Genomic DNA, 12,713 nt, shown 5'->3' with positions numbered 1-12,713 from the left:
CATGGCCCATGCGGCGGCCCGGAGGCGCCGTGCGGCCGGCGATGAAGCCGACCATCGGCTTCTTGCGGCCGCGCTTGGCCTCGTCGGCCAGGAACTGCGCCGCCTCTTCCTCGGCCGAGCCGCCGATCTCGCCGATCATCACGATCGACTGGGTCTTCTCGTCGGCCAGGAACAGTTCGAGCATGGAGATGAACTCGGTGCCCTTCACCGGATCGCCGCCGATGCCGACCGCCGTGGTCTGGCCCAGGCCCTCGACCGTGGTCTGGAACACCGCCTCGTAGGTCAGCGTGCCGGAGCGCGAGACGATGCCGACCGAGCCCGGCTTGAAGATGTTGGCCGGCATGATGCCGATCTTGGACTCGCCCGCCGTGACGACGCCGGGGCAGTTCGGCCCGACCAGGCGCGACTTCGAGCCTTCCAGCGCCCGCTTGACCCGCACCATGTCGAGCACCGGGATGCCCTCCGTGATGCAGACGATCAGCGGGATCTCGGCCTGGATCGCCTCGCAGATCGCATCCGCCGCGCCGGGCGGCGGCACGTAGACGACGGACGCGTCGGCGCCGGTCGCCTCGCGGGCCTCGGCCACGGTGTCGAACACCGGCAGGCCGAGATGGGTCGAGCCGCCCTTACCCGGCGAAGTGCCGCCGACCATCTTGGTGCCGTAGGCGATGGCCTGCTCGGAATGGAAGGTGCCGTTCTTGCCGGTGAAGCCCTGGCAGATGACTTTTGTGGATGCGTCGATCAGGATGGACATCGGTCAGCTCAGCCCTTCTTCACCGCGGCGACGATCTTCTGCGCGGCGTCGTCGAGGTCGTCCGCGGGGATCACGTTGAGGCCGGAGGTGCGGATGATCTCCTTGCCCTCCTCGACATTGGTGCCTTCGAGACGCACCACCAGCGGCACTTCGAGGCCAACGGCCTTCACCGCCGCGAGCACGCCGCGGGCGATGACGTCGCACTTCATGATCCCGCCGAAGATGTTGACGAGGATGCCCTTCACCTGCGGGTCGGCGGTGATGATCTTGAACGCCGCCGTCACCTTCTCCTCGGAGGCGCCGCCGCCGACATCGAGGAAGTTCGCCGGCTCCTCGCCGTAGAGCTTGATGATGTCGAGGGTGGCCATGGCGAGCCCGGCGCCGTTGACCATGCAGCCGATGGTGCCGTCGAGCGCGATATAGGCGAGGTCGTATTTCGAGGCCTCGATCTCCTTGGCGTCCTCCTCGGTCTCGTCACGCAGGGCGACGATGTCCGGGTGGCGGTAGAGGGCGTTGGAGTCGAACGAGATCTTGGCGTCCAGGCACTTGAGATGACCGTCGCCGGTGAGCACCAGCGGGTTGATCTCCAGCATGCTCATGTCCTTGGCCGTGAAGGCCGCGTAGAGCTTCTCCGTCAGCGCGCCGGCTTCCTTGGCCTGGGGGCCGGTCAGGCCCAGCGCCTTGGCGACCGCGCGGCCGTGATGGGGCATGATGCCGGTGGCCGGATCGACCGAGAAGGTGACGATCTTCTCAGGGGTATCGTGGGCGACCTGCTCGATATCCATGCCGCCCTCGGTCGAGACCACGAAGGCGACCCGTCCGGTCTCGCGGTCGACCAGCATCGACAGGTAGAATTCGGAGGCGATGGCCGCGCCTTCCTCGATATAGAGGCGGTTGACCTGCTTGCCGGCCTCGCCGGTCTGCACCGTCACCAGCGTGGCGCCGAGCATCTCCTGGGCGAACTGCACCACCTCGTCCTTGGACTTGGTGACGCGCACACCGCCCTTGGCGCCCTCGGGCGCGCCCTTGAAGGTGCCCTTGCCGCGCCCGCCCGCATGGATCTGCGACTTCACCACCCAGACCGGGCCGCCGAGTTCGTCGGCCGCCGCCGCCGCCTCGTCCGGCTTGAAGATCGCCACGCCGCGGGACACCGGCAGGCCGAACTCGCGCAGAACCGCCTTGGCTTGATATTCGTGGATGTTCATCGAGACCTCGTCGGACGGGCAAGGAAGAGGGCCGCGGGCAGCCCTGGCCGCCCGCGATCAGCCTGCGGTAGCGTTACGCGAGCTTGTCGTTGATGCCCTGGCAGGCGGCGATCAGGCCCTTCACGGAGTTGACCGACTTCTCGAACATCGCCTTCTCGGCGTCGTCGAAGGTCACTTCGAGCACGCGCTCGACACCGTTCTCGCCGATCACCACCGGCACGCCGACATAGAGGCCGTCGACGCCGTACTCGCCCGAGAGATGGGCGGCGCAGGGCAGGACCCGCTTCTTGTCCTTGAGGTAGCTCTCGGCCATGGCGATGGCGGAGGCCGCCGGGGCGTAGAAGGCCGAGCCGGTCTTCAGGAGGTTGACGATCTCGCCGCCGCCCTTGCGGGTGCGCTCGACCATGGCGTCGAGCTTCTCCTGGGTGGTCCAGCCGAGCTTGACCAGATCGGTCAGCGGCACGCCGGCCACGGTGGAGTAGCGGGTCAGCGGCACCATGTCGTCGCCGTGGCCGCCGAGCACGAAGGCGGTCACGTCCTCGACCGAGACGTTGAACTCCTCGGCCAGGAAGTGGCGGAAGCGGGCGGAATCGAGCACGCCGGCCATGCCGACCACCTTGTTGGTGGGCAGGCCGGAAAACTTCTGCAGCGCCCACACCATCGCGTCGAGCGGGTTGGTGATGCAGATCACGAAGGCGTCGGGCGCGTGCTCCTTGATGCCGGCGCCGACGGCTTCCATCACCTTCAGGTTGATGCCGATCAGGTCGTCGCGGCTCATGCCGGGCTTGCGCGGTACGCCGGCGGTGACGATCACCACGTCGGCCCCGGCAATTGCCGCGTAATCGCTGGCGCCGGCATATTTGGCATTGAAGCCATCGACCGGGGCGGATTCGGCGATGTCGAGCGCCTTGCCCTGCGGCACGCCGTCGACGATGTCGAACAGCACCACGTCACCGAGCTCCTTCAGACCCACGAGATGGGCCAGCGTGCCGCCGATCTGCCCGGCTCCGATGAGCGCGATCTTGCTGCGTGCCATGGATGTTCTAGCCTCCGGTCGGGATTCGTGACGGTTCGGAAAATATGCCGGTGATGTCGCGGATGATGCGATGCGGCCGAACCTTCGCCGAGCAGTTTGGGTGGCCGGTGTTTGGCGGAAAAGCCACAGGCCTTCAACCCGACCAAGGTCAGGGGAGACGGGGATCGAACCGGGTCGCAGGCCGGGTCGGAGGTGGCGTCCGGCTCAAAAAGGCAAGATTCGTCAACGCGTTGCTGCGCCAGGGAGTGGAAAATAACAGCCGGCAAGGGGTCTGTGACAGAAATTTTGATCTGTCATCAAGGAATAATTTGACTGCGCCGCAACGCAATGCCGATGTCATATTCGGTATTCAGAAGGTCCCTGTCCGCAGGGAACGCTGGATCGACTGAATCACTGCGTTCAGCCGGGCATCCAGCAGGTCACGGGGCACGTCCGCATCGTGCTGGATCGCGACCGGATGGGTGAAGCGGTAGCTCGCGTCGAAGATGACGGCGATGGCCCGCTCCCGGTCGCGGGCGGCGAAGACCCCGGTGCCGATGCCCTCCTCCACTACCCGCTCGACGAGGCTGCGCAGGCGGACCCGGTGACGCCGGGCGATCGGGCGCGAGGCCACCGTGGCGTCGAGATGCACGGCGAACAGGTTCGGCTCGCGGATGAGCATCTCGCTCTGGGCGGTGGCCAGCGCGCTGATGAAGCGCTCGATCTTGTCGTCGGCGGGGTCGGGCGCGTCGGCGATGCCGGCGAGTTCTGTCTCCAGGTCGCGCAGCCAGCGCCCGGCCACCGCATCGAGCAGGGCGTCCTTGGAGGGGAAGTAGCGGTAGACGTTGGCATGGGTCATGCCGGCTTCCGCCGCGACCGCCACCACCGTCACCCGTTTGGGGCCGAGGCGGGTCAGGTGTTCCGAGGCGATGGCGAGAAGACGCGCATCCGTCGAAACGGGGGTCGGCCGGGCCCGGGCCGCCGGCCCGCTCAGCCGCGGCGGGCGCGTCCCCGGGGCGCGCGAATCGAGACTTGGATCGCTGGCCTCCCTTTCGCTCTCGGTCAGGGTGATGGGAAGGGAGACGGATCCGAACGGCAGCATGGTTTTCCTGGCACGAAACGACATGCGTGGGGGCACTCGGCCGAGCGAGCCCGGTCGAGAGCGGTGCCGTCCCACGCGCTCGCGTACGAGCCTTCCCGTCCGCGCGGCGCTTGGCAACCCCCGTTGCCCCGTATTCGCCCGGGATCCTGCCCGGAATACACGCAGAACGGGTTGAAGGGGGCGGATGGGGGCTTTCGGGTTCCGTCCGGGGGCTGTACCCGGCGCTTCGCCGCATCCGCAAAACCGTCTATGACCGCCCGATGACCGTTCCCGAGCCGCCGGCGCCCCCGCCCGGTGAACCGATCGAAGCACGTCTGCGCCGTGGCCTGGGAGCCCGGTCGATCGTGCTCGTCGGTTTGATGGGGGCGGGCAAGAGTACGGTCGGGCGCCGCCTCGCCGGCCGCCTCGGGCTGATGTTCAAGGATGCCGACATCGAGATCGAGGCGGCGGCCAAGCTGACCATCGCCGACATCTTCACGATCTACGGCGAGGCGAGCTTCCGCGAGGGCGAGGAACGGGTGATCGCCCGGCTCCTGCGCGAGGGGCCGATGGTGCTGGCCACCGGCGGCGGCGCCTTCATGCGGGAGGCGACGCGGGAGCGCATCGCGGAGGGCGGCATCTCGGTCTGGCTCAAGGCCGACCTCGACGTGCTGATGCGCCGCGTGCGCAAGCGCAACACCCGCCCCCTCCTCCACACTGAGGATCCGGAGGCGACCATGCGTGCCCTGATGGAGCTGCGCCATCCGGTCTATGCCGGCGCCGACGTCACCGTGCTCTCCCGCGACGTCTCCCACGACCGCGTGGTGGAGGAGGTGATGGACGCCCTCGACATCCACATGAATCCGTCCCGCGCGGATCTGCCTCGGCCTTCGAAATCTTCCATGATGTCTCAACCCCTGCGCGTAAACGTTCCCCTCTCCGGCGGCCGCGACTACGACATCCGGATCGGCCGCGGCCTGATCGATGCGGTGGGGGAGGAGGCGCGGGATCTCGGCGCCAAGGCGGCGGGCATCGTCACTGACGAGACCGTGGCCGGCCTCTACGGCGAGCGGGTGCGGCAGAGCCTGGAGGCGGCCGGCCTGCGCTGCGGCCTGATCGCCGTGCCGCCCGGTGAATCCTCGAAGAGCTATGCCGAGTTTGCCCGGGTCAGCGACGGGCTGCTGGCCCAGAGGATCGAGCGGAACGACCTCGTCGTCGCCCTCGGCGGCGGCGTCGTCGGCGACCTCGCCGGCTTTGCCGCCGCCTCGCTGCGGCGCGGTGTCCGCTTCGTCCAGGTGCCGACGACATTGCTCGCACAGGTTGATTCCTCGGTCGGCGGCAAGACCGGGATCAACTCGCCGCTCGGCAAGAACCTGATCGGCGCCTTCCATCAGCCGCGCCTCGTCCTCGCCGACACCGCCACCCTCGACACGCTCTCCGAGCGCGAGATGCGGGCGGGCTATGCGGAGGTGGCGAAGTACGGCCTGATCGGCGATGCCGACTTCTTCGAATGGTGCGAGGCGAACTGGGCCGGCATCTTCTCCGGCGGGCCGGAGCGGGACGAGGCGGTGGCCGCCTGCTGCCGCGCCAAGGCCGGGGTCGTCACCCGCGACGAGCGCGAGGACGGCGAGCGCGCCCTGCTCAATCTCGGCCACACCTTCGGCCACGCCCTGGAGCGCCTGACCGGCTACGACGCCGCCCGCCTCGTCCACGGCGAGGGCGTCGCCATCGGCTTGGCCCTCGCCTTCCGCTTCTCGGCCCGGCTGGGCCTGTGCCCCGGCCAGGATGCGGGGCGCGTGGCCAACCACCTCGCGCTCGCCGGCCTGCCGACCCGGCTCAGCCAAGTGCCGGGCGGCTGCGGCGACCCGGACGCGCTCCTCGACGCCATGGCCCAGGACAAGAAGGTGCGCGACGGCCAGCTCACCTTCATCCTCGCCCACGGCATCGGCCAGAGCTTCATCGCGCCGGGGATCGACGCCGCGGAGGTGCGGTCCTTCCTGGAGGAGGAACTGCGGGGATAGAGCGGCGTCAGAACCGCCCCGCCAGCGTCAGCCGCACGGCCAGCGGCTCGACGGGGTGGAAATGGATATCCGAGAACCCGCCCGCAGGCTCGTTCGCCAGCCGCGACTCGTAGAAGTAGTCGATCTGGCTCGCCTTGACGTTGAACAGGTTGATCGCCTCCAGCTGCAGGCTCACGCCGTTGCCGAACGTGTAGCCGACGCGGCCGTTCACCAGCGTGGTGACCTTCGAGCGCACCGCATTGTCCTCGATCAGCGGGCGCGGGCCGAAATAGCGCAGCCGCAGCGAGCCGAACCAGCCGAGGGGCTCGCCGAAGGTGATCCCGGCCGCCGCGATCGCGGTGGGAGCGGCCGGGATGCGGCTGCCGGCCGGGTCGCGGTCGGCGAAGCGGGCATGCGTGATCGTCAGATCCCCGTCGAGGGTGAGCCAGGGCGTCACCGCGTAGCGGTTCGTCCACTCGATGCCGAAGCGGCGGCTCGGCCGGCTCGGTTCGGTGGTGCCGGCGTCACCCACGAACAGATTCTCCGAGTCGAAATCGAGCTGGAACAGGCTGACCGTCGTCTCCAGGCCGGCGATGCTGCGGTTGCGGATGCCGACTTCCGAGCCGGTCGAGCGCACCAGCAGCGGAACCCTGTCGAGGGGGAACAGCGGGTTGCCGGGATCGACGGTGATGGTCGCGCCGCGGGCATCGTTCGAGTGGAAACCCTGGCCGTAATTCACGAAGACTTCGGTATCGTGCCAGGGGCCGAGCACCAGCCCGAGCTTCGGGCTGACGATCCCGTCGCGGACATGGCCGGAATTGAGCGGATTGTCCGAGACGACCCGCGCGTCGTAACCGTCGGCCCGCACGCCGACGCTGGTGCGCAGCCACTCGGTCCAGCGCATCCGGTTCTCGACGTACAGGGCGGCACTCGCCTCCCGCACCCGGTCGTCGCGCACCACCCCGATCGTGCGGCGCTGGCTCGTGTTGAACAGCCCGACCCGGATGTCGTCGTTGCGGGCCTGGAAGCCGATCTCGTTTTCCATCGCGATTCCGAACAGGTCGCCCTTGAACACGCGGGCGATCTCGCCGCCGCTCACCGTGCGGGCGTCGCGCTGGCGGAACTGGTCGCCGTCGACCGGATCGTTGAGGAAGTAGGTGAAGTCGTTCCAGAGATTCATTCCGTAGCGGATGACGTAGGCGTTGGCCCGGGTGAGGCCGCCCGCATCGCTGGCGCTCCAGCGGCCGGAAAGCGACAGGCGCGTGGTGTCGCCACCATCGGTCGGGCTCAGGCTGCCGAAACGGCCGATGAGTCCCTCCGCGACCGCGCGCTGCGGGATCTGGTTCGTCGCGGTCCAGCGGTTGGCATAGGCCATGCCGGTGACGGAGAACCCGTCGAGCGCATTGCCCTGGCTGTAGCGGACGACGCCGTTGAGCTTGCGGATGCCGTCGGGCACCGCCCAGGGCCCGTCATAGACCTGCGCCTCGCCCGCCACGAGCAGGTGGCCCTGGCCGAGGGGCAGCGTGGCGATGGAGAGGGCGCGCCGGTAACCGAACGAGCCGAGCGAGACCAGGGCGAGGTTTGTCTCCGTGGTGTCGAGATAGTCGATCCGCACCGATCCGGCGGAGGCGAAGTCGCCGTCGCGGGCGAAGTACGGCCCCTTGTGGAACGCCACCGCGCCGACCAGTTCGGGGATCAGGAAGTTGATGTCGGCATAACCCTGGCCGTGGGCGTGGGTGCGCATGTTGACCGGCATCCCGTCGACGAACAGCGCGATGTCGCTGCCGTGGTCGAGGTTGAACCCGCGCAGGAAGAACTGGTTGGCCTTCCCCTCCCCCGAATGCTGGGTGACGATGAGGCCGGGCACCGCCTCCAGGACTTCGCCCGGCCGCGTCACCGGGCGGCTGTTGAGCGCCGCGCCCGAGACGATCCCGGCGCTCGCGGCCTCGACCGTCGGCAGCGATCCGCCGATACCGGTGATGCCGCCGACGAAGCCGGCGCTCGCCGCCGGGCCGCCGGCCAGGGTCTGACCGGAAGCGAGGGTGGCCGCGACCTCGATCTCGTCGAGGCGGGTTTCGCCGGGCGGTGGATTCGGCGGGGTCTGGGCGAAGGCGGGCGACGCGACGAGGGCGCCGGCGAGCAGCAGGCGGGACGGGACAGGGCGGAACACGAAAACACGGGCCTCGCGACACGGTGGCACGTCACCGCGACAGGCCGCCCGCTCGCAAGAAACGCGCTCGGTTCGGACATCCGTCGGTGCACCCCGCCCGACGCGTCTCGCGTGTGACCACGGCTGACGGCAGGTCTCCTGGCTCGCGGGTCGTCGCCTTCTCACCGTCTTCCCGGGCGAGGTGGCCCAGTGACGTCGGTGGCGAAAAGGCTCGCCGCTCACAGTTGCGGGGGCAGCCGCGGCATCGGACCGAACGGTCCTCACCGCGTTCCCTTTTGATCCCTTGCGGGAACCGTCGGGATGATCTTGGCCGTTCAACCGTGCCCCGTCAACGCGGATGGCCGGTTCGACATCGCTCGCCTCACCCCGCGTGTCTCGCGCAGGCCCCCGGAAACGGGTGCAGTCGCGTTCTCGCCCGAATGCGCCTATATGAGAGCCGTTCCAGTTTCCTAAGGTCTTGAGCCATGGCGACGGCGTCGTTCGACTCCGCCCCGGGCGCGCCGCGCGCCCTCACCTCCATCGAGAAGACGCCCGAGGTCACGGCGCTCTCGATCCTGCCCGGCCGCAAGGCCTCCCTCGTCGGGCAGACCCGCGAGGGGTTGAAGCAGGCGCTGATCGGCATCGGCGTGCCCGAGCGCGAGGCGCGGATGCGCACGAGCCAGATCTGGCACTGGCTCTACGTGCGCGGCGCCCGCGAATTCTCCGAGATGACCAATGTCGGCAAGGGGCTGAAGGCGCAGCTGGCGCAACACTTCACCCTCGACCGGCCGGAGGTGGTGACCGAGCAGGTCTCCCGCGACGGTACCCGCAAGTGGCTGCTGCGCATGGCCCCGACCGGCGCGCACGACCACAACCGCGGCGCCGAGATCGAGTGCGTCTACATCCCCGGCGATGATCGCGGCACGCTCTGCGTTTCGTCCCAGGTCGGTTGCACGCTGACCTGCTCGTTCTGCCACACCGGCACGCAGCGCCTCGTGCGCAACCTCTCCACCGCCGAGATCGTCTCCCAGCTCGTCGTCGCCCGCGACGCGCTCGGCGACTTCACCGGCCAGATGCCGGGCAAGGATGGCGGCGAGGCCGGCCGGCTTGTCACCAACATCGTGTTCATGGGCATGGGCGAGCCGCTCTACAATCTCGACGCGGTGATCGACGCCATCGCGGTGATGTCGGACCCGGAGGGCCTCGCCCTGTCCCGGCGACGCATCACCGTCTCGACCTCCGGCGTGGTGCCGCAGATCGAGCGGCTGGGGCTGGAAGCCAACGCCATGCTGGCGATCTCGCTGCATGCGGTGCGCGACGAGCTGCGCGACGAGTTGGTGCCGCTCAACCGTAAGTACCCGATCGCGCAGCTGCTCGAGGCCTGCCGGAACTATCCGGGCCTCAGCAACGCCCGGCGCATCACCTTCGAATACGTGATGCTGAAGGGCGTGAACGATTCGGATGCCGATGCCCGCGCCCTGGTGCGGCTGCTCAAGGGCATCCCGGCCAAGATCAACCTGATCCCGTTCAATCCCTGGCCCGGCTCGAAATACGAGTGCTCGGATTGGGAGCGGATCGAGCGGTTCTCGGAATTCGTGTTCAATGCCGGCTATGCCTCGCCGGTGCGCACCCCGCGCGGACGCGACATCCTGGCGGCCTGCGGCCAGCTCAAGAGCGAGACCGAGAAACTGCGCGCCCGCGCCCGGATGATGCTCGAATCGGGCATGGGCGCGGAGGCGATCTACGCGGATCAGGTCGACTGATTTTGGCCCCTCCCCGCGCGCGTGGGGAGAGGCTTCGGTCGGTCAGGCCGCGATCGGCGACGCCACCGGCTCGGCGGCGCGGACGTCGGCGTCGACATGGCTCTCGAAGCGTTTGAAGTTCTCACGGAACATCGCGACCAAGCGCGTGGCGGTGTCGGCGAAGGCCGTCTTGTTGGTCCAGGTCTCGACCGGCGAGAGCACCTGCGTCTCGACGCCGGGCACCTCGACCGGCACCGCGAAGCCGAAATACGGGTCGCGGCGGAACTCGGCGCCCGCCAGCGAGCCGTCGAGCGCCGCCGTGAGCAGCCGCCGGGTGACGCGGATCGGCATGCGCCGGCCGGTGCCGACCCCGCCCCCGGTCCAGCCGGTATTGACCAGCCAGCAATCGACGCCGTGCTCGGCCATCAGCGCGCGCAACAGGTTGCCGTAGACGCTCGGGTGGCGCGGCATGAACGGCGCGCCGAAACAGGTCGAGAAGGTCGCCTCCGGCGCGGTCAGGCCGCGCTCGGTGCCGGCCACCTTGGCGGTGTAGCCCGAGAGGAAGTGGTACATCGCTTCCGCGCCGGTGAGCTTGGCGATCGGCGGCATCACGCCGAAGGCATCGCAGGTCAGCATCACGATGTTCTTCGGATGCCCGGCCCGGCCGGTGGCGCTCGCATTGGCGATGAAATCGAGCGGGTAGGCGCAGCGGGTGTTTTCCGTGAGCGAGGCGTCGTCGAAATCCGGGGCGCGGGTGACCGGATCGATCACGACGTTCTCCATCACCGTGCCGAAGCGCTCGGTGGTGGCGTAGATCTCCGGCTCGGCGTTGCGCGACAGCCGGATGGTCTTGGCGTAGCAGCCGCCCTCGAAGTTGAAGATGCCGTCCCGGCTCCAGCCGTGCTCGTCGTCGCCGATCAGCTTTCGCGACGAATCGTTCGACAGGGTCGTCTTGCCGGTGCCCGACAGGCCGAAGAACAGGGCCGAATCACCGGTCTCGTCGAGCGCTGCGTTGGCCGAGCAATGCATCGGCATCACGCCGGCCCCCGGCAGCACGTAGTTGAGATAGGTGAAGACCGATTTCTTCATCTCGCCGGCATAGGCCGAGCCGCCGATCAGCACGATCTTCTGCGCGAAATCGATGGCGATCACGGTCTTGGACCGGCAGCCGTGCCGGGCCGGATCGGCCTGGAAGCTCGGCAGGTCGATGATCGTCAATTCCGGCACGTAGGAGGCCAGCGCGTCGCGCTCGGGCCGGATCAGCAGGTTGCGGATGAACAGCGAGTGCCACGCCAGCTCGGTATAGACCCGCGCCCGCACCCGGTGGGCCGGGTCGGCGCCGCCGTAGAGATCCTGGGCGAACAGCTCCTTGCCGCGGGCATGGGCGCGGAAATCGTCGAGCAGGGTCGCAAACTGGTCCGGGGTGATCGCGCCGTTATTGTCCCACCAGATCTCGTTCTCGGTGCTCGCGTCGCGCACCACGTACTTGTCCTTGGGGGAGCGGCCGGTATGGCTGCCGGTGGTCGCCACCAGCGCGCCGCCGCGGGCGAGCTGCGCCTCGCCGCGCCGCAGGGACTCCTCGTAGAGCCGGGGCGCTTCGAGATTCCAGTGAATGGCGGCAAGCCCGGTCAGGCCGATCGCCTCCGGTCCGTGGGCTGTATTGCATTCGCCGATGGTCTTCACGGGGTATCCTCCCTCACGGCCCCTGATCGTGCCGCTGCCCGCCGCATGGCGGGACTTGTCCGAGCCGATTTACGGGAGCGTCCGCGCGGTCGTTCAGGGCCGCCGCGCGCTGGTTCTCCGCTCCGTCCGCTCAATGGATCGATGCCGGGCTTGGCCGTCAACTAATCCTTGGTATGGGTTCAAATTAAATTTGGTCGCCGGTTTCTCGCGGAAGGGCGCGGCCGCCGCCTTCCTGAACGGGCAAAATGCCGGCGGAAGGCTTATGTGAGGGGCAGGCGCCCGCCGCCCGCTTCCCCTCCCCCCTCGCAGCTGACGCCAAGCCCCGCATGCCCCAAGCCGTTGCCGGCCCCGAGATCGAGCGCCTGATCCAGCTTCTCGGGCGCATGCCGGGCCTCGGGCCCCGCTCCGCCCGCCGGGCCGCGCTCCAGCTCATCAAGAAGCGCGAGACCCTGCTCGCCCCCTTGGCTGACGCGATGCGGATCGCGGCCGAGCGCATCGTCGTGTGCCGCTCCTGCGGCAACGTGGATACCAGCGACCCGTGCACGATCTGCCGCGACGAGAGCCGCGACCCGACCACCCTCGTCGTGGTCGAGGACGTCTCCGACCTCTGGGCGCTGGAACGCTCGGGCGCGGTCAAGGCGCGCTACCACGTGCTCGGCGGCGTGCTCTCGGCCCTCGACGGGGTCCGGCCCGAGCACCTCACCATCGCGCGCTTGGTGGAGCGGGCAGGCGAGCCGGGGGTGAAGGAGATCATCCTGGCGCTCAACGCCACCGTCGATGGCCAGACCACGGCCCATTACATCACCGAGTCGATCAAGCATCTGGGGCTCACCATCACGCGGCTCGCCCATGGCGTGCCGGTCGGCGGCGAACTCGACTATCTCGACGAGGGCACGCTGACGGCGGCGATCCGCAGCCGCACGGCGTTCTGAAGAGAGCACCGCCCGCCGTCCGGGGCGGGGCCTAACCGGTTCTTAAGCCGCGCGATGACAGGATCGGCCCCGCGACCAGCACGCTGCGTCGACGGACAGTCCTTCCTCGGCGGCGTCACCTTCCATCCATGACCCCCTTTATGGATGGCCCG

Annotated in this window: 9 protein-coding genes and 1 riboswitch; of the genes, 3 read left to right on the top strand and 6 right to left on the bottom strand. The window is 68.8% G+C overall.

Going from position 1 to position 12,713, the window contains the following annotated elements; all coding sequences use genetic code 11:
* From sucD to MZTS_RS07940, 4 genes are all read right to left on the bottom strand, one after another.
* On the bottom strand, positions 1-754 hold a 754-nt coding region (gene sucD, locus MZTS_RS07955), incomplete at its 3' end, for a succinate--CoA ligase subunit alpha (RefSeq protein ID WP_192283082.1).
* 8 nt (positions 755-762) lie between these two features.
* Positions 763-1,959, bottom strand: a complete 1,197-nt coding sequence (gene sucC / locus MZTS_RS07950) for an ADP-forming succinate--CoA ligase subunit beta (protein WP_192283081.1) — start codon at positions 1,957-1,959, stop codon at positions 763-765.
* A gap of 73 nt (positions 1,960-2,032) precedes the next feature.
* The gene (mdh, locus tag MZTS_RS07945) at positions 2,033-2,995 is read right to left on the bottom strand and encodes a malate dehydrogenase (RefSeq protein ID WP_192283080.1); all 963 of its coding nucleotides are present in this window, start codon (positions 2,993-2,995) and stop codon (positions 2,033-2,035) included.
* Positions 2,996-3,344: 349 nt separating this feature from the next.
* Positions 3,345-4,076 (bottom strand): TetR family transcriptional regulator, encoded by a 732-nt coding sequence (locus MZTS_RS07940; RefSeq protein WP_192283078.1) that lies wholly within the window; start codon positions 4,074-4,076, stop codon positions 3,345-3,347.
* 260 nt (positions 4,077-4,336) lie between these two features.
* On the opposite strand from MZTS_RS07940, the gene aroB reads away from it, so the two are divergent.
* Positions 4,337-6,076, top strand: a complete 1,740-nt coding sequence (gene aroB, locus MZTS_RS07935) for a 3-dehydroquinate synthase (RefSeq protein WP_192283076.1) — start codon at positions 4,337-4,339, stop codon at positions 6,074-6,076.
* A 7-nt stretch (positions 6,077-6,083) separates the two neighbouring features.
* Here the strand turns inward: aroB and MZTS_RS07930 are convergent, their stop codons facing one another.
* Positions 6,084-8,114: a TonB-dependent receptor gene (locus tag MZTS_RS07930; RefSeq protein WP_343068721.1), complete on the bottom strand. Its 2,031-nt coding sequence runs from the start codon at positions 8,112-8,114 to the stop codon at positions 6,084-6,086.
* Positions 8,115-8,336: 222 nt separating this feature from the next.
* A riboswitch (cobalamin riboswitch) is annotated at positions 8,337-8,537 on the bottom strand.
* Positions 8,538-8,689: 152 nt separating this feature from the next.
* On the opposite strand from MZTS_RS07930, the gene rlmN reads away from it, so the two are divergent.
* On the top strand, positions 8,690-9,967 hold the full coding sequence (gene rlmN, locus MZTS_RS07925; RefSeq protein WP_009866816.1) for a dual-specificity RNA methyltransferase RlmN: 1,278 nt from the start codon (positions 8,690-8,692) through the stop codon (positions 9,965-9,967).
* 42 nt (positions 9,968-10,009) lie between these two features.
* Here the strand turns inward: rlmN and MZTS_RS07920 are convergent, their stop codons facing one another.
* Positions 10,010-11,629 carry a phosphoenolpyruvate carboxykinase gene (locus tag MZTS_RS07920; RefSeq protein WP_192283074.1) on the bottom strand — a complete coding sequence of 540 codons (1,620 nt, stop codon included), beginning with the start codon at positions 11,627-11,629 and terminating at the stop codon, positions 10,010-10,012.
* 326 nt (positions 11,630-11,955) lie between these two features.
* Between MZTS_RS07920 and recR the strand changes: the two genes are divergently transcribed.
* Complete coding sequence (gene recR / locus MZTS_RS07915; RefSeq protein ID WP_009865857.1) at positions 11,956-12,561, top strand: recombination mediator RecR; 606 nt, start codon at positions 11,956-11,958, stop codon at positions 12,559-12,561.
* The last annotated feature ends 152 nt before the right edge of the window (positions 12,562-12,713 follow it).

The organism is Methylorubrum zatmanii (assembly GCF_014845115.1).
Taxonomy (GTDB): domain Bacteria; phylum Pseudomonadota; class Alphaproteobacteria; order Rhizobiales; family Beijerinckiaceae; genus Methylobacterium; species Methylobacterium zatmanii.
The sequence above is the reverse complement of the archived record's forward strand: the minus strand, read 5'-3'. Positions and strand labels throughout refer to the sequence as shown.

Excerpts from the sequence above, each read along its gene's own strand:
- sucC (WP_192283081.1), bottom strand. The coding sequence starts at position 1,959 with ATGAACATCCACGAATATCAAGCCAAGGCGGTTCTGCGCGAGTTCGGC.
- mdh (WP_192283080.1), bottom strand. The coding sequence starts at position 2,995 with ATGGCACGCAGCAAGATCGCGCTCATCGGAGCCGGGCAGATCGGCGGC.
- MZTS_RS07940 (WP_192283078.1), bottom strand. The coding sequence starts at position 4,076 with ATGCTGCCGTTCGGATCCGTCTCCCTTCCCATCACCCTGACCGAGAGC.
- aroB (WP_192283076.1), top strand. The coding sequence starts at position 4,337 with ATGACCGTTCCCGAGCCGCCGGCGCCCCCGCCCGGTGAACCGATCGAA.
- rlmN (WP_009866816.1), top strand. The coding sequence starts at position 8,690 with ATGGCGACGGCGTCGTTCGACTCCGCCCCGGGCGCGCCGCGCGCCCTC.
- recR (WP_009865857.1), top strand. The coding sequence starts at position 11,956 with ATGCCCCAAGCCGTTGCCGGCCCCGAGATCGAGCGCCTGATCCAGCTT.